Origin of the sequence: Rheinheimera fenheensis (assembly GCF_039871805.1) — a bacterium.
Taxonomy (GTDB): domain Bacteria; phylum Pseudomonadota; class Gammaproteobacteria; order Enterobacterales; family Alteromonadaceae; genus Alishewanella; species Alishewanella fenheensis.
This window is the reverse complement of record NZ_JBDPJM010000003.1, coordinates 71,108-88,668: the sequence shown is the minus strand read 5'-3', so window position 1 is coordinate 88,668 and position 17,561 is coordinate 71,108. Positions and strand designations below refer to the sequence as shown.

Sequence of the window (17,561 nt, the reverse complement as noted above, 5' to 3'; positions counted from 1 at the left end):
GTTATTGTGCGAGGCTAAACCCTAATTGCAGCAAATAATCGGGTACGACTTTGCCACTAAGTTGCAACGAGCTAAATTCACGCCGGGGCGGATAAGTTTTACGGATCCAATCAAAACCTTTAACCGACAAAGCATCGCGAAAAATAGCGTCGTCACGGCGCACATCATATAACAGTCTTGCCAAATTTTGGACATCTGGAAGCCCAAAATTTGCACTAATCTGTAATTTTTCCATCGCCGGCTGCGCCAGCAGCTGCTGTAATTGCCGCTGAACCGGCTGTCCGAGCAACGCGCAACATTGCTGATAGAGCATTTGCGTACCTCTAGCCTTACCCTCGACGCTATGGCCGGCAATATGCGCGGTGGCAATATCAACATAAGGTAGCAGTGCCGTCAGGATGTCGGGCTCATTTTCCCATACATCCAGTACTACAGCGCGACGTTGTGTCCTGGCGGTTAAATCATTCAGCAATGCTGCATTGTCAATGACGCCACCGCGAGAAGCATTGATAATGGCACAATCTGGCTTCAGCCCGGCCAAGGCGCTTGCGTTAAGCAGATGCCGGCTTGGCCATTTACCCTCTTTTGTCAGCGGCGTATGAAAACTGATAATGTCTGCCTGCCGACAGAGGTTATCAAAATCGGTGTGACAGAAATTGAGCTCGGCCTCGTGACGCAGCGGATCACACTGCAACACTTTTAGCCCTAGCGCCGTTAAGCAGCGCACTAGGAGGCTGCCAATATTGCCAACCCCTACTACGCCAATGGTTTTATCACTTAACTGCCACTGATATTTTTCCGCCAGAAACCACAAACTACTCAGCACATACTCCACCACCGACTGAGCATTGCAGCCTGGCGCACTGGCAAAAGCAATATTGCGCCCGGCAAGGTAAGCCTGATCGACATGCTCAGTGCCAATAGTGGCTGTGCCGACAAAGCGCAGCCTGGCGTTTGTGTCGAGCAAGCTGGCATCTACAGCAGTAACAGAGCGCACTAACAGGATATCGGCGTCGCCAAGCTGTGCGGCAGTAACCTTGCGGCCATCGAACAGAATCACTTCACCCAAATGTTGAAAAAACGCCTGTACCAGCGGCATGTTTTCATCAGCATAAATTTTCATAGCGCAATTATCTTATAAGGTAGGCTGCTAGCGCACCGGCAACTCAAAGCGGGCAAACATACGGTCAATTTCGTCCTGATTGCGTAACATATTGGCTTTTTCTACCACGTCTTTCGTTAGATGCGGCGCAAAGCGCTCGATAAAATCATACATATAGGTGCGTAAAAACGCGCCTTTGCGAAAGCCGATTTTGGTGGTTGAGGCGTCAAATAAATGGCTGGCGTCAATCGCGACCAAATCTTTATCCAGTTCTTTGTCCATCGCCATCGAAGCAATAACACCCACACCTAACCCAAGCCGCACATAAGTTTTAATGACATCGGCATCGGTAGCGGTAAAGACGATTTTGGGCTCCAGGCCTTTGGCGGCAAAAGCACGGTCTAATTCTGAGCGGCCAGTAAAGCCGAACACATAAGTGACAATAGGATGTTGAGCGACATCTTCCACGGCAATTTTGCGCCCAACCTGTAACAATGGATGGTCCTGACGCACAATAACGCTGCGGTTCCAGTGATAACAGGGCAACATCACTAAGTCGTTATACAGGTGCAACGCTTCTGTGGCGATGGCGAAGTCAGCGTCACCGCGCGACGCCGCTTCAGAAATTTGCTGTGGCGTGCCCTGATGCATATGCAATGACACCTTGGGATATTTTTGCATAAAACCACTGATGACCGGTGGCAGTGCGTAGCGGGCTTGTGTGTGGGTGGTGGCGATATTAAGCTTGCCCTGATCCGGCAACGTATGCTCTTTGGCCACCGCTTTAATGCTTTCCACTTTTGCCAAAATTTGCTGGGCAATATCAATCACCTCGCGCCCGGCTGGGGTAACATGCGTTAAATGTTTACCGCTACGGCCGAATACCTGAATACCCAGCTCATCTTCCAGCATACGCACCTGTTTACTGATCCCCGGTTGCGAGGTATAAAGACTTTCGGCTGTTGAGGAAACGTTCAGGTTATGGTTCAGCACTTCAACTATGTAACGCAGCTGCTGCAATTTCATGGGCACAGGTCCGGTAATGGCTTATCACTGCTCAATATACCTGTTAAGCAGGATATTCCAACTAATTTTTAAATTGGTTAATGCTATAACTAATCGTAGCTAAAAATAAGCCTGCTGCCAGTGTACAGAACGGAGAATTTATGCGACCCAAACTTCCCGCAATAGACTTTGCCTCGGTGCTGGCTTCCACCGTACACGATATGAAAAACTCCCTGTGCATGCTGATCCAGGCTACTGAGCTTATACAGCAAGAAAGTCTGCAATTGTCTGGCCCGGCACAGGATGAACTGGCCCGGCTGAACTATGAGGCAAACCGGCTGAATTCAAACCTGTTGCAGTTATTATCACTATACCGGCTGGAACGTAATCAGTTACCGGTGCAAATTGACCAGCATGTTGTTGCCGATGTTACTGAAGAAGTTCTGCTGAAAAATCAGTTTTTCAGTGAACAACAAAAGCTGCAAATCACTTTAGAGCAACCAGATAATCTATACTGGTATTTTGACTATGACCTTATTGTTAACCTGCTTAATGATGCCGTTGCTAATGCGCTGCGCTATTGCCGGCAACACATCGCGCTTGTTGTCACAACACAACAGGAGCAATTAGTGATCGAAGTGCACGACGATGGCAAAGGTTTTCCCGATTTTATGCTCAACGCCGCCCCTTTTAACATGAATACGCCGGATTTGGCGAATAATCACACCGGCCTTGGAATATTTTTTGCTAACCTTATTGCCACAGCACATCAAAATAAAGGCCAACATGGTAGTGTTGAGCTGATAAATGGCGGCCGCTTTGGCGGCGGTGTATTTCGCCTAAGCCTGCCTTGAATGCAACAGGCAGCTGTTATTTAAGCTGTTTTATGATTAATATGCAGATGTAAGTCACTTATAAGAGGTTTCAATGCTGTTAACCTTAATAATAACGCTGGTAGTAGCACTGGTGGTTATCGCCATCATTGTCAATGCTATACAGCAGCATAAAGAACGGCTTGCCACCTTAAAACGTGCTGAGTTCAGTAAACTCAGAACCATATTGGAAGACACCGAAGAGCTGATTGTTAACTCGGCTAATGTGCCCTTATCACCAGCAATAAGCCAAATGCTGTTAAAACGCATCGCCTTCGCGCTGCGGGCTATGGTTGAGCTAGAGCCTGGCGCCAGAGACATTAAACAACGCTTACAGGAAACCGAAAAACGCCTAAGCGAAGGTAGTGCTGATAACAGTAGCTTTAGCGATGGTGTAACCCTGCCGGATAATGATCAGCAGCTTATCGGTATGATTAAAGGTATTAAGCGCCTGCGCACCGTGCTGCGCGCCGAGCATGCCCGCGGTAATGTTGATACCCAAATGGTGATCCAGGAAGATAAGCGGCTGGAAGTGCTGCAACTGCGGATAAACGTTGAAAGCCAAATTAAACGTGGTAATCAGGCCAGAAGTAACAATATGCTCGGTTCTGCCCGGCAATACTTTGAAAAAGCGTTAACCGCATTGTCAAACACGCCACACCAGGACGATTATGCGTTAAGCCGTAAGTCTGAAGTGATGCAAGCACTACAGGATATTGCCACCCTGCTAAAAGAAGGCAACCTGCGCGACAGAGAGAAAAAAGAAGAAAAAGAAAATAAAGACCTGGACGAGCTGTTTGCGCCCAAGCGTAAGTGGTAATCACCCCCTGTTTCAGAAAATTAAGGCCGCAGCAGCGGCCTTAATTTTTAATTGGTTCAGGCTTTCGCCACCACCCATTTACCATTTTCAAACCAGGCCGACCAACCAGTAGCTTTGCCGTCTTTTTCTGACATCACATACTGCTGCTTGGTTTTACGGCTCCAGCGCACTATCGCAGGGTTGCCGTCTGGATCTTTTACCGGTGCATCGGCCAGATAGTAAAACTTCGGCGACAACTGACTGCGGTATTTTGCCAGCTCAGCGACTAAAGGTGCGCGTGTTTCACGTGATTTGGGAAAAGTTGACGCCGCTAAAAACAGGCCGGCTGCACCGTCACGTAACACAAAATAGGCCTCTGACTTTTCGCATTTCAGCTCAGGTAAATGCACCGGATCCTCTTTTGGAGGTGCAGCTTCGCCACTGCGCAATAACTTACGTGTGTTTTTGCAGTCACTGTTTGTGCAACCAAAATACTTACCAAAGCGGCCCGACTTTAATTGCATGTCACTGCCACACTTATCACACTCAATAAGCGGGCCATCGTAGCCTTTAATTTTAAAAGTACCCTGCTCGACACTAAAGCCATCACAGGCTGGGTTATTGCCGCAGACATGTAATTTGCGGCTTTCGTCAATCAAATAGCTGTCCATCGCGGTGCCACACTTACTACAGCGTTTTTTCTGCCGCAGTGCTTCAGTTTCCAGTTCATCCTCGTCACTGACGTTCACAGCCACATCACCTGCTACCAGGTTCATTGTGGTGGTGCAGCGCTCTTTAGGTGGCAAGTTGTAACCGGTACAACCTAAAAATACGCCGGTTGACGCCGTTCTGATGCCCATAGGGCGGCCACAGGTCGGACAGGCTATATCGGTCACCACCACTTGGTTTACCCGCATACCGCCTTGCTCAGGGTCATTTTCTGCGGTTTTCAGCTTCTGTGAAAAATCACTGTAGAAGCTGTCCAGTTCTTTACGCCACTGTGCCTGACCATTGGCAATATCGTCCAGCTTCAGCTCCATGTTGGCGGTAAAGTCGTAGTTCATCAAATCGTTAAAGTTCTCGACTAAACGGTCTGTGACGATCTCTCCCATTTTTTCAGCATAGAAGCGCTTGTTCTCCACCCGCACATAACCGCGCTCCTGAATGGTAGAAATAATGGCCGCATAAGTTGATGGCCGGCCAATACCACGCTTTTCCAGCTCTTTTACCAAGCTGGCTTCACTAAAACGGGCTGGTGGCTTAGTAAAATGCTGCGCGCTGTGTAGTTCTGCCAGTGTTAACGCTTCGCCAGGTTTCACGTCCGGCAACTCATTTTCTTCTTCATCTTTACGCTTAACCGCCGGCTGCACCTTAGTCCAGCCGTCAAAGCGCAGCACCCGACCTTTAGCCTTAAGTTCAAACTCACCAGCCTGCACAGTGATATTGGTCACATCATACAAAGCTGGTGGCATCTGACAGGCAACAAATTGCCGCCAAATCAGCTCATAGAGTTTGCGGGCATCAGCTTCCATATCTGCCAGGCTACCGGCCAGCACATTCACATCTGATGGCCGTATTGCTTCGTGCGCTTCCTGCGCATTGGCTTTGCTGCCGTAGCTAAGCGGTTGCTCTGGTAAATACTGAGCGCCGAAGTGGTTGCTGATATAATCGCGACAGGCCGCCACCGCATCCGCACTTAAATTGGTTGAATCGGTACGCATATAAGTGATGTGCCCAGCTTCATACAGCCTTTGCGCCAACATCATGGTTTTCTTTACGCCATACCCCAGCCGGGTGCTGGCAGCCTGCTGCAGCGTGGAGGTGATAAAAGGCGCCTGTGGCTTACTGCTACTGGGCTTATCTTCACGCTCCGTCACCTGATAACGGGCAGCCTGCAGCAATGTCAGCGCGGCATCAGCCTGGCTTTTATTTACCGGTTTAAAAGCCTTACCGCCCTGCTTTATCACATCCAGTTGCAGTGCTTTAGCCGCCGCTGTCTGGGTATCGGCGGCAATAGTCCAGTATTCTTCCGGCACAAAGGCTTTTATCTCGCGTTCGCGCTCAACCACCAAACGCACCGCAACCGACTGTACCCGGCCGGCAGACAAGCCACGCGCTACTTTTTTCCACAAAAGCGGCGATACCATAAAGCCCACCACCCGGTCTAAAAAGCGGCGCGCCTGCTGGGCATTTACCCGGTCAACATTAACTTCACCGGGCTCCTTAAACGCATTCTGAATGGCATTTTTGGTAATTTCATTAAACACAACACGCTTAAAGCGCTGCTCGTCACCACCGATAATCTGCTGCAAATGCCAGGCAATGGCTTCTCCTTCGCGGTCTAAGTCCGTTGCCAGATAGACAGTATCCGCTTTTTCCGCCAGCGCTTTTAACTCTTTAACCACCTTTTCTTTGCCGGGCAAAATCTCGTAGCGGGCCTTCCAGCCATGTGCCGGATCGATACCCATGCGGTCTACCAACGCCTGATATTCTTTTTCTTCTTTACTCAGCGTTTTTTTACTGGCGGCCTTTTCTTTGCTGCTACTGGTGGGTAAATCGCGGATATGTCCAACACTGGACTTCACGATAAAATCGTTGCCCAAATATTTATTAATCGTTTTCGCTTTCGCCGGTGACTCTACTATAACCAGTGATTTCGCCATCTTAATACCAGGATCCCTAACATTTAGTGCATGTCTGTAATGCTGCTTTTTTAACGTATATCCGTAAACCGCAGTTGTGACAAGTGAATAAACTCATTATTATGCAAACCAGCTCATTTTAAGAGCTGTCTGGCGAAAGCTTCGCCAGAACGAATGAAGCATCCTAAGCGGCCGCAAAAATAATAATAACAGTGCCCATCCCAATTAAAGGATATAAAGCAAAAATGAAATTTTTTGAAGCAAACTTCGATGGTCTGGTAGGACCAACGCATAACTATGCCGGTTTATCTATTGGCAACGTTGCCTCGTTATCTAACGCGAAAAACACCTCCAGCCCACGCCAGGCAGCAAAACAAGGCTTAAGCAAAATGAAAGCCTTACATGATATTGGCATGGTACAAGGTGTATTAGCCCCGCAAGAGCGACCTGATGTCTACACGCTACGTCGCCTTGGCTTTAGCGGTTCAGATGCACAGGTGATTACAAATGCCGCTAAGCAAGCCCCTGCAGTGTTTAAGGCCGTTTGTTCGGCTTCAAGTATGTGGACGGCTAACGCGGCTACCATATCGCCCAGTGCCGACACGGCTGATGGCAAAATTCACTTTACCCCAGCTAACCTGACCAACAAGTTTCACCGCTCGCTGGAACCTGTCACCACTGGCAACATTTTGCAGGCGATGTTCCGTAACCCAGAGCATTTTGCGCATCATACTCATTTACCGGACAATGATCACTTTGGCGATGAAGGCGCGGCGAATCATACCAGACTTTGCAGCGCTTATGGTAAGCGGGGTGTGGAACTCTTTGTGTTTGGCCGCTATGCCTTTGACAGCAGTAAGCCAGCGCCTAAGCGTTTTCCGGCACGCCATACACTGGAAGCCTGTGAAGCGGTAGCCCGTTTACACGGTTTAAGTGATGAGCATGTGGTCTACATGCAGCAAAACCCCGATGTGATAGATCAGGGCGTATTTCATAATGACGTTATCGCCGTTGGTAATCAGAACGTGTTGTTTTATCACCAACAAGCCTTTGTCGATAGCCAGACCAAACTGAACGAGCTTAAGCGTAAATTTGGTAATGACACAGAGCTTTACCTGATTGAAGTGAAAGACAGTGAAGTGTCAGTCGCTGAAGCGGTAAAAACCTATTTATTTAATACTCAGGTAATCAGCTTACCCAGCGGCGAAATGGCGATTATCGCGCCTACTGAGTGCCAGGAAAGTGCCACTGTATCTGCTTACTTAAATGAGCTGAAACAGCGTAATACGCCGATTAAACAAATCCATTACTATGATGTAAAACAAAGCATGCGCAATGGCGGCGGCCCTGCCTGTTTACGCCTGCGTGTCGCCATGAGCGAGCAGGAAAAGCAAGCGGTAAACCAGCATGTGCTGATGAATGACCAGCTGTTTGCAACGCTTAACCAGTGGGTCGATAAACATTATCGTGATGAAATCTCAGAGGCAGATTTAGCTGACCCGCAATTATTGCAAGAATCCCGCACAGCTTTGGATGAGTTAACGCAGATCCTAAACTTAGGTTCGGTATATCCGTTCCAGCGTGGTTAATAAGTTAATCTAACAAAAAACTAAGGGAGCCAAATGGCTCCCTTTTCGTCATCAAGCACGATCTATCTGGTAGTTGTACAATCGAGCTCTACGCCAAATGCATTCGTTACTGGGGCATTAGCCTCATCATCAGCATCGTCCTGTGAGTAAGGTAATCTATACTCACGATATGTGACGTTTTCAGTACCCGCAGAGGAACCACTAACTTGCAAACGCACTGTCATCCAACCGCCGACATCTTGGGGGTAAGTAATGAAAAATACTGCAATACCATTTTCATCTGCTGTAATAGTCTGCGGCGCTGTTACACGATTACCCGGCGTAAGTTCACCATTATTATTGCCTAGGCCAGTATTGTCCTCACCATCATCCATGACACCGTTTAAGTTTGCGTCTTCGTTAGGGCACTCTATGGCATTTGGTGATGGAACCCAAGACAGGAAACTACCAACTGCAGGGTTTCTGACCCAGTCGCCCTTATAGTAACTGATCGGCGTCACACTTAAATTCAAGGTTTGGTTTTCAACAAGGTTCCCTGAACTGTCGGTAACAATTACAGAGAATTCTTTGCGATACGTACTTTCGCTTGGTTTTTGAATTGTATTACCGGTACCGAAGCGGAAAAATAATGTCCGCTCACCAACAGCAATACTAGTGCTATCTGACACAGTATTGTTACCTTGAAGAGCTGCTTGTACTTGCAGATTCTCGCCTTCTACGCCGGCACCCGTCGTGGTATCTGCAGTAAATACAGTAGTTGCCACACCCTGTGAGTTCGTAATTGCAGTACCGCTACTAATTGAACCGCCGGCTGCATTATCAAGTGAGAATACAACTGTCTGATTCTTCACCGGGTTATTGTTAGCATCCCGAACTACAGCACGCACCGTGCTTGACTCACCGGGGCCAACTTGCGCGGGAATAGCCTGGGTTTCGATAACGGCAGGCTCAGTGGCAACAAACTCAATCACTTTCTTAGCGCTGACGGCATTATCCCCCGTTCCACCGGTGGCGCTAAGGGTAACCAAACCCGCATACTCTGAGCGGATGTAAGCCTCAGCCACGCCCTGCGCATCCGTTTCGTTTGATGTAGAAACATCATTAGCCAGATTTGCAGCAGCATCAGCGATAACGCCACGGGTGGTAGCAAAATTAACCATTGCAGCAGGATTGGCCGCGTCATTAACCAGCCATTCAACTTCAATTTGCTGCGCAGTATTTAATGCCACTTCCTGCACCGGATCACCCGGTAGTGCCTCATCACTCGCATCAGTCATTGTTAGAAACGCAAAAGCGTCGGCACTTACGTTGATATTAGCTAGTGCCGTAATACCTGCCGCGGTAACTGTAAGAACGTCGTTACCACTGTTGGTGGCAGTGTAAGTGAAGCTAGCTTTACCAGAGGTACCCGAGGTGGCGGGGCTATCATCACTCAGCGTGTTATCCAGTGCTGAGGCCACTTGAACTTCAGTGCCCTGAATACCGCTGCCATTAGAGTCGGTTAAGAAAACATCCACATTTACAGTATCACCTAACACAATCGATTCGGGCGCTGAAATTTCCAGCTGATTACCCACAACGGTGATAGTCAGCTGAGCAACTTGCTGTTGTACGCGGGCTGTGACCAGCATAGTGCGATTACTTTTGTCTGTCTGAGTCGTCAGGGTTGCGCGCGCTGTACCATTTTCTGCTGTCGCATCGTCTAACGGAGCTAACTCACCAGAGTCGGTTGAAAACACTACAGGGACGCCGGAGATAACCACGTTATTCGCATCACGCACTAACGCGGTAAGCTCGACCTGATCTGAGACACCCGTGCCTAGCTGTAAATTATCTGCAATCAGCGCTACAGAACCAACGGTTACATCAACTTGGTCTCCGCCATCCCCTGCAGACTCAAATGCAGCTTCTGCTGATGTATCGTTGAAACTTGCAGTCACTACACCAGCACCACTGCTACTTCCTGCAAGTAAAGTGATAGTTGCAACACCATCGGCGTTAGTAATCGCACTACCTGCCGTGTTGCCAAATGTCGCCAAAGCGGTATTACTAAGTGTAAATTCTATAAGACGGCCAGACACCACACCATTATTAGTTGCAGTTAAGGTAGCTGTCACAGTTAATGGCGTAGCCTGAGCCAGTGCTGTCGAGGCATCGCCAGCGGCGTTGCTAAGCGTCACGTCGAGTGAGAAAACCGGAGTCGCTCCACCACCAGTACCACCACCGGTACCGCCACCATCATTATTAAGCGTGCCACCGCCACCACAGGCGGCCAGGGTTGTAACAACTAGCGCAACGAGTAGTTGCTTAATGCTTCGCATGAAAACTCTCCCAAGCTGTTTTTATTATATAGTTTTTGTTAATTCTGTATCTTAAACCATTAATCTGGCAAACGTCACAGCTATTTTCAAAAAAAATTTCGCTGAATCTGCCTTTAGCCCAAGCAACCTGTTAGGCTAAGCACCATTGTGTTTAAAATTCTCACCTTATTTTATGACAAAAAATAACAAGCTCGGGTTAACCACCCGCATTGTAATTGGCATGGCGGCCGGTATTGTTGTTGGTTTTTTCTTTAAATGGTTGTTGGCCGGACAAGATGAGCGGATGCTTTATCTGCTTGGCCTGGACATCCCGCTTAAAGCCTTGTTTGTGGATGGTATTTTCCATATTGGCGGAGAGATCTTTATCGCCAGTTTAAAAATGCTGGTCGTGCCGTTGGTGTTTGTATCACTTGTCTGTGGCACCTGCTCATTGTCTGACACCACAGCATTAGGACGCCTGGGAGGGAAAACCATAACGCTTTATTTGGTTACCACTGCTATTGCAATTAGCCTGGCGATTTTTACCGCTTTGCTAGTCAATCCCGGCATTGGGGTTGAAATGCAGTCAGATGCGAATTTTAACCTAAGCGAAGCGCCATCACTATCCCAAGTTTTTATTAACATCTTCCCAAGCAACCCCATTGAGTCGATGGCAAAAGGCAACATGCTACAAATCATTGTTTTTGCCTTGTTATTTGGCATTGCAATGGCGATGAGTGGCAAGGCTGGTGAACGCTTAAGCACAGTATTTAATGACTTAAGCGAAGTGATTATGAAGCTGGTAACCCTGTTGATGAACCTAGCACCTTATGGCGTATTTTTTCTGATGGCTAAGCTGTTCACCACCCTGGGCTTTGAAACCATTGCGAGCCTGGCAAAATACTTTGTTGTGGTAATGGCGGTATTAGTATTACATGGCCTTGTTAGCTACGGTGTTATCCTGAAATTGCTAACGGGCCTTAACCCACTAGTTTTCTTCAGAAAAATGCGGGATGCCGCCCTGTTTGGCTTTAGCACCTCTAGCAGTAACGCTACTATGCCCGTAACCATGGAAACCGTTACGAAAAAGATGGGCGTCAAGAACAGCGTAGCCTCTTTCACTGTGCCGCTTGGTGCGACAATTAACATGGACGGCACGGCTATTATGCAGGGCGTCGCCACGGTGTTTATCGCTCAGGTGTTCGCTGTTGATTTAACACTCAGCGATTACCTAATGGTCATTCTCACGGCTACGCTGGCATCAATTGGTACCGCAGGCGTGCCTGGTGTTGGCTTGATTATGCTGGCAATGGTATTACAACAAGTCGGCTTACCGGTAGAAGGTATAGCGTTAATTATTGGTGTAGACCGGCTGTTAGACATGACTCGGACAGCGGTTAATGTCACAGGTGATGCAATGGTGTCTTGTATCGTGGGTAAAAGCGAAAATGCGTTTGATGAAGCCGTGTTCAATGATGTAAACGCCGGCAGTAAAGAAGAAAGCGTCGACTTTCACCACCTACGTTAAATCTTAGGATAAAGCTGCTTAAGGCAGCCTTATCCTGTAAGCCCGCTCGACTAAATAACTGGTAGCAAACCGTCGTCTGGCAAAGCCTTTGCCGGTTTGTTCCAGCTCTGCCATTAGTTGAATGTCGGCACCTTGAAATAAGCGGCCAATTTCTGCCGCTGTTACGCTAAAAGGCGGCCCTTGCTTTTCGTGCTGCGGATACTCGAGGCTAATCAGCAAAATTGTGCTGCCCGCTGGTAATAGCCGTTGCAATTTAGAGGCGTATTGCTGACGCATTTGCTCAGGTAGCGCTATCAAAGCAGCTCTATCGTACACTAAACTGGCGCCCTCTAATTGAGCTGGACTTAAAGCAAAAAAATCACCCTGCCATAAGGTTATATGCTCGCTGATGTAACGGCGAAATGGTGGCACTGACAACTGCTGAAATGGCTGTTGATAAGCGCTGAAAAAGTCATCGCAGGCAATTTGTGATAACTCAACTCCGGTTACCGGCAAAAAGGTCGTCAGGTAACACATATCCAATGACTTACCGCACAGCGGCACGAATACCCGCTTATGTTGACCAAGCACCTGCGACAAACACCGTTGTAATAACGGGTGCACATCGTCCAGCTGGAAACCCAGCTCATTGTTTTGCCAGCGCGCCAACCAAAATTCAACCTCCATACTAACGCAACCAACTTTGCGGCATTAGCCTTTGCCACCAGTGCGATAAAATAGCGGCTGAGCCCATACCGACCTTTTCAGCAAGGCCTTTACGCACATGATACTTAACCTGAAACAATTGGTGGCTAGGCAGCTGTGACAGTAAGTAATCATCACTGGTCTGAATAGCGTCGATTAATTTAAGCTCCAACGCCTGATAGCCAAACCAATGCTCACCCGTTGCGACTTGCGCCATGTCAAGTTGTGGCCTGTGCTGCTGCACAAATTGCTTAAACAGCTGGTGGGTTTGCTCCAGTTCTTGCTGAAACTTTTTTCGGCCTTTATCACTGTTCTGACCAAACAAGGTAACAGTGCGCTTGTATTCGCCGGCGGTAAACTGCTCAAAATCGATGTCGTTTTTTTGCAGTAACTTGTAGAAATTCGGCAGTTGAGCAATAACACCAATAGAGCCCAAGATGGCAAATGGCGCCGCTAAAATCTGGTTGCCAATACACGCCATCATATAGCCACCGCTGGCAGCTACTTTATCTACCGCAACGGTCAGTTTTATGCCGTGCTGGCGCAAACGGTCTAACTGTGACGCTGCCAGACCATAGCCATGTACCACACCACCGCCGCTTTCTAATCGCAGTAGTACTTCGTCTTGCGTGTTAGCCACAGACAAAATAGCCGTTATTTCTTCCCGCAGTGAAGCAGTTTCCCGTGCATCCATACTGCCGTCAAAATCAACTACAAAAAGCTTGGCTTTATGTTGGTGCTTCTCGTCTGCCTGATCTTTTTGCCAACGTTTAAACTGCTTTTTATCCAGCAATTGCTGTTGCAGCCCTGTCTGCATTTGCCGGTATTGCTTACTTAAATTGGTAAATTCTAGCTGGCCTTTTTTCGTCTTTTCTTTAGCACTCATAGCTGCGCCAGCAATCAGACCAACCACAACAGCCACTGCCACCACAAAGGTTGCGGCTTTAGCCAGAAATAAACCGTATTCGTATAAAAATTCCAATTCGATCCCCTACCTCGTTATCGCACACTCACACTCTGGGTATGATTGTACTGCTTGAGTACAAAAGAAAAAGCCCGGCGAGCCGGGCTTTGCAATATTCAGCTTAAATTAGTTAGCTGGGGCGAGTACTGCTGGGTTAGCCACTGATACTGCCGCGCCCTGAGTTTTCAGGAACGACGCCGCTTGTATTTGCATTTCCGTAGTGGTATCGCTACTACCTGCATTAGGGTCTAACAATGAGCTGTGACTACCCGCAGTGAAGCGAGCAATTACATTACCTGCCAGTGCTTGTGGACCTGCCACCGCTTCCAGTGCAGTTGCCCCTAACAAACGAGCTAAAGGCTCTGTACCACCCAGCGGCATACGGGTAGTCTGGTTTGGAATAACCCTGTCTGACGTTGCAGAATTAATACCTGAACCAATCACTTCAGCGATATACACTGGTGTTTCGCTGGCCACTAACAACTGAGCATAGTTGTTTGGATCGCCACTATCGGTGATAGTTTGCGCGGCAAAGGCAAACTGTGCAATAGTCGCCTGAATAGCAGCCAGACTTGCAGCCTGAGTTTCATCTTCTGCCAGGCTTGTCAAATAAGCATCAACAAACTGTGCAGCACAGCCAGTAAAGCTGGCCTGGTTTTCAATCAGTGCCAGACAAGGTGAATCTTCCTGTTGCAAGTAAGCCACAAAACCTGGCTGCAGGTTTTCTGCACCTAAGATAACGCTGGCACGAATAAGGGCGCCAAAACTAGCAGACTCTAACAAAAAGTTTGCTACGGCACCGCCTGGTACAGATAAGGCTGCAGACTTCATATTGTAAGCTGCATCCAGCTGAGCTGAACCACTTGGTGTATTCGCCAGCGCAACGGCCGAGGCACCAGTGATAGAGCCCAGTGATATCCCTAGCAACTGTACATTAGACATGTCCAGGCTAATGCCTTGTACACTGTTCAACGCCAAACGCAGTGCTAATAAATCAGCAACACTTTGCCGCAGGTTATCACGCGTCACTAACAGATTCGCCAGGTTCATATATACCGTAGCATTACCGTTTTCTACCCCGCAGCTGCTACCTGATGCGTTTATACCGTTAAAACCACGCTCACCATGCAGAGGCTGGTCAATGGCTACGGTGGCAAAACCTTGTTGAGTCAGTGCAGCGGTAACCGCCAGCATATTTTCCTTACATGAAGTAATACCGTGCGCCAGAATAACCACTGGCCAGCCAGCAGCCGGCGCTGGGGCATTAGGCGCCGTCATAATGACAGGCACTGTTGCTTCTGAATTTATCTTAGGAATAGGATTAAATTTGGTTAAGTGACGGCGTAAATCCAGACCAAGATCGCGCAATTGTACTGCTTGAGTCTGTGTTAATGCCATACACACACCATCACTTGCAGACTGAGGCGCTTCAGGAATTACGCCTTCTGGTGCTTGCGCCAATATCACGCCACTATCGCAAGCGGCTGTCCAACGTGTGTTAAGTGGTGCTGTTGGCGCCTCAGCAGTTTGGCTGCCCAGATAATATGGCACATCAAAATCGCCAGTGTACAGGATAACGTTATCAAACAAGGCGTTACCCGTCAGCGGCGTGTCAGGAATCATAGACACGGGGGCGACTGCTGCTACTTCTAAAGTTGACGGCGCATAAGGCGAGCCCGGCGCAGCCATTATTGCCTTTACCGTTGCCAAAACATTGCTTGTTGACTGTGTTGTCATCGCCGCCGTGTAAACGATAGTATCACGGTCAACGCCCTCTGCAGAAATCACATCTTCAAAGCTATTGATAAGTCTTTGCAGTGATAATTGCGATGGCGTATTAAGTGGCAGTGTTGCATCATCTTGCTTCACCAGCTCATAGCTGGTTGACGGTGCCAGAGGGGTGCCATTAGAGTCTTCGATCAGCGAAGTCAACACTGTCATATAAGTTGTCGCAGGCTTCAGCGGACGCAGCGGAACCACTGCAATACTGTTACCACTCACCGCTGTGACGAAATCCTGACCAAAAACAAGCTCAGACACAACTTGACAGGCAAAACCCTGGTTGGCAGTTCTGCACTCTTCTACAGATGAAGTTGGCCCTTGCATTACCACTTCGAACAGACGAACAGCTCCAGGTTGCTGAATAGAAGAAGCCTCTAGCGTAGCTCCGGCTGCCATATCAACGGCAATCGTATATGGATTTTGCGTTGACCAACCATCTAGCGCACCTAAGGCTGTAGACGGGTCGCCGGCATAATTCGGTGATTCCAAAGGCACCCCAGCAGCGTTGCGCTCACCTGGCATATTCAGAGTGCCATCGGTAGTACCTTGGAATAATAAATCGTTTGGCACGGACAAACGGGGAGTTGACGCACCCGGATCGAACACAACACGTGAAACCGGCGTTACGCTACCTGCTTCTTCTTGTTTAATATCATCTAAAGACTCGCCACCGCAGCCGGTTAATCCTAAAGCGAGTGCGACAGCTATGCTAAGAGCTAGCTTGTTCATAGTATCTCCCCTATCCTGACTTTTATTTTTTATTTGCAAAGCAGTTGTTTACCTTGCTTATTAGAAACCTGTTGCCAATATAGCTGTAACAGCTACGACCAGTTAAAGTTAACTCAAACCAAAAGAAATCGCTAGCTGAAAAATACAGATTCCACGAAGAAAGGTGCAAACTGAGTCGTTTGGGCGTATGCTTGCGCCGTTTTTGCAGCAACAGGTAAAATTTTATGCAAAATTATCAAGCAGCTAAGGATGCCCTTAACGATAAAGTCATACTGGTCACCGGCGCTGGTGATGGTATCGGTAAGGAAGCCGCATTAAGCTTCGCCCGGCATGGTGCCAGCGTTATCCTGCTTGGCAAAACGGTTAATAAACTTACTGCCGTGTATGATGAAATTATCGCATCAGGAGGTAAAGAGCCGGCCATTATTCCGCTGGATTTAAAAGGCGCTACCGCACAACATTATCGCGATATGGCAGCAACCATTCAGACCGAGTTCAGTAAATTAGATGGTGTATTGCACAATGCCGGCATGCTCGGCGTGTTAAGCCCGTTTGAACATATCGACTTACCTACCTGGCAGGACATTATGCAGGTGAATGTGACATCAGCCATGTTGATGACACAGGCCTTGCTGCCGGTATTGAAAAAAGCACCGCATGCGTCAGTAGTGTTTACCTCATCGGGTGTGGGCCGCAAAGGCCGCGCTTTCTGGGGACCTTATGCCGTATCTAAATTTGCCACAGAAGGCTTAATGCAGATAATTGCCGATGAATATGACAACAGCAATATTCGTTGTAACTGTATTAACCCCGGCGCTACCCGCACAAAAATGCGCAGCCGTGCGTATCCGGGTGAAGATGTTAACCTGCTAAAAACCCCAGCCGACTTAATGTGGCTCTATCTGTACCTGATGAGTGATGACAGTATTGCTGTCAATGGCCAGTCAATGGATGCACAGGTCAAATAAGCAAAAACCCGGCATTGCGCCGGGTTTTTCTTATTATCGAAGAGGTTTCACTAGCCTGATTATTTTTTGCTTAGAATTTCTTCGCCATTCGCTGCGGCCCATTCATTCCAGGCATCCACTTTTGCATTAAAATTTTCCGTTGCTTGCGCAGTGGCTTCAGCAATCAAACTGTCGATTTGCTTGGCATACTTTTTATCTACTTTACTGACTGGCACTACTTCAATGCCACGTTCTTGTAAGCCCTTTTTCATGGTATGGGTACGCAGAAGTTGTAACTGGCCTGCTTCGACATAAAAATACTGGCTTTCTTTGTTGATGGTTTTAAATTTTGGTTTAGTTGGACGCTTATCCGATTTTGCTGCGCTTACCGGCGCATCACTAACAGCCACATCATTACTTAACTTGTAGCCTAACTGCTCCAGAGTAAACCCTTGTGATTTAGCCAACTGCTCTAACTGGCTGATAAGCTCAACTTCCTTTTGCCGCTCAGCCAGCACGTTGTTCAACGTCTCAATGACGTCGGTTAGCTTTACCAAAGTTAACTCTTTGGCGGCTTTTTTCAGTTCACGCTTATCTAATAAAATCGACATTGCCATC

The 17,561-nt window shown here is 48.1% G+C and carries 13 protein-coding genes; 5 read left to right on the top strand and 8 right to left on the bottom strand.

What is annotated here, in order from left to right; translation table 11 throughout:
• Position 1 precedes the first annotated feature (1 nt).
• Together ABGI61_RS05910 and cysB are read right to left on the bottom strand one after the other, a co-directional pair.
• Complete coding sequence (locus ABGI61_RS05910; protein WP_347598345.1) at positions 2-1,123, bottom strand: 4-phosphoerythronate dehydrogenase; 1,122 nt, start codon at positions 1,121-1,123, stop codon at positions 2-4.
• A 27-nt stretch (positions 1,124-1,150) separates the two neighbouring features.
• Positions 1,151-2,128 carry an HTH-type transcriptional regulator CysB gene (gene cysB, locus ABGI61_RS05905; RefSeq protein ID WP_347598342.1) on the bottom strand — a complete coding sequence of 326 codons (978 nt, stop codon included), beginning with the start codon at positions 2,126-2,128 and terminating at the stop codon, positions 1,151-1,153.
• Positions 2,129-2,268: 140 nt separating this feature from the next.
• On the opposite strand from cysB, the gene ABGI61_RS05900 reads away from it, so the two are divergent.
• Both ABGI61_RS05900 and ABGI61_RS05895 read left to right on the top strand, forming a co-directional pair.
• A complete protein-coding gene (locus ABGI61_RS05900; protein WP_347598339.1) occupies positions 2,269-2,961 on the top strand; it encodes a sensor histidine kinase in 693 nt (230 codons plus the stop codon).
• A 73-nt stretch (positions 2,962-3,034) separates the two neighbouring features.
• Entirely contained in the window at positions 3,035-3,799 is a 765-nt protein-coding gene (locus tag ABGI61_RS05895) for a hypothetical protein (RefSeq protein ID WP_347598336.1), read from the top strand.
• A gap of 56 nt (positions 3,800-3,855) precedes the next feature.
• Here ABGI61_RS05895 and topA read toward each other — a convergent pair whose 3' ends face one another.
• A complete protein-coding gene (gene topA, locus ABGI61_RS05890; RefSeq protein WP_347598333.1) occupies positions 3,856-6,441 on the bottom strand; it encodes a type I DNA topoisomerase in 2,586 nt (861 codons plus the stop codon).
• Between the two features lie 224 nt (positions 6,442-6,665).
• Between topA and astB the strand changes: the two genes are divergently transcribed.
• Complete coding sequence (astB, locus tag ABGI61_RS05885; RefSeq protein WP_347598330.1) at positions 6,666-8,009, top strand: N-succinylarginine dihydrolase; 1,344 nt, start codon at positions 6,666-6,668, stop codon at positions 8,007-8,009.
• 62 nt (positions 8,010-8,071) lie between these two features.
• Here the strand turns inward: astB and ABGI61_RS05880 are convergent, their stop codons facing one another.
• Complete coding sequence (locus ABGI61_RS05880) at positions 8,072-10,330, bottom strand: Ig-like domain-containing protein (RefSeq protein ID WP_347598327.1); 2,259 nt, start codon at positions 10,328-10,330, stop codon at positions 8,072-8,074.
• A gap of 172 nt (positions 10,331-10,502) precedes the next feature.
• On the opposite strand from ABGI61_RS05880, the gene ABGI61_RS05875 reads away from it, so the two are divergent.
• Positions 10,503-11,837 (top strand): dicarboxylate/amino acid:cation symporter, encoded by a 1,335-nt coding sequence (locus ABGI61_RS05875; RefSeq protein ID WP_347598324.1) that lies wholly within the window; start codon positions 10,503-10,505, stop codon positions 11,835-11,837.
• Positions 11,838-11,855: 18 nt separating this feature from the next.
• Here the strand turns inward: ABGI61_RS05875 and ABGI61_RS05870 are convergent, their stop codons facing one another.
• From ABGI61_RS05870 to ABGI61_RS05860, 3 genes are all read right to left on the bottom strand, one after another.
• Complete coding sequence (locus ABGI61_RS05870) at positions 11,856-12,503, bottom strand: thiopurine S-methyltransferase (protein ID WP_347598321.1); 648 nt, start codon at positions 12,501-12,503, stop codon at positions 11,856-11,858.
• A gap of 1 nt (position 12,504) precedes the next feature.
• Entirely contained in the window at positions 12,505-13,503 is a 999-nt protein-coding gene (gene sohB, locus ABGI61_RS05865; protein ID WP_347598318.1) for a protease SohB, read from the bottom strand.
• A 108-nt stretch (positions 13,504-13,611) separates the two neighbouring features.
• The gene (locus ABGI61_RS05860) at positions 13,612-15,996 is read right to left on the bottom strand and encodes a VolA/Pla-1 family phospholipase (protein WP_347598315.1); all 2,385 of its coding nucleotides are present in this window, start codon (positions 15,994-15,996) and stop codon (positions 13,612-13,614) included.
• A gap of 224 nt (positions 15,997-16,220) precedes the next feature.
• Between ABGI61_RS05860 and ABGI61_RS05855 the strand changes: the two genes are divergently transcribed.
• Entirely contained in the window at positions 16,221-16,964 is a 744-nt protein-coding gene (locus ABGI61_RS05855; RefSeq protein ID WP_347598312.1) for a YciK family oxidoreductase, read from the top strand.
• A gap of 59 nt (positions 16,965-17,023) precedes the next feature.
• Here ABGI61_RS05855 and ABGI61_RS05850 read toward each other — a convergent pair whose 3' ends face one another.
• Entirely contained in the window at positions 17,024-17,554 is a 531-nt protein-coding gene (locus tag ABGI61_RS05850) for an H-NS family histone-like protein (protein ID WP_347598309.1), read from the bottom strand.
• Positions 17,555-17,561 lie beyond the last annotated feature (7 nt).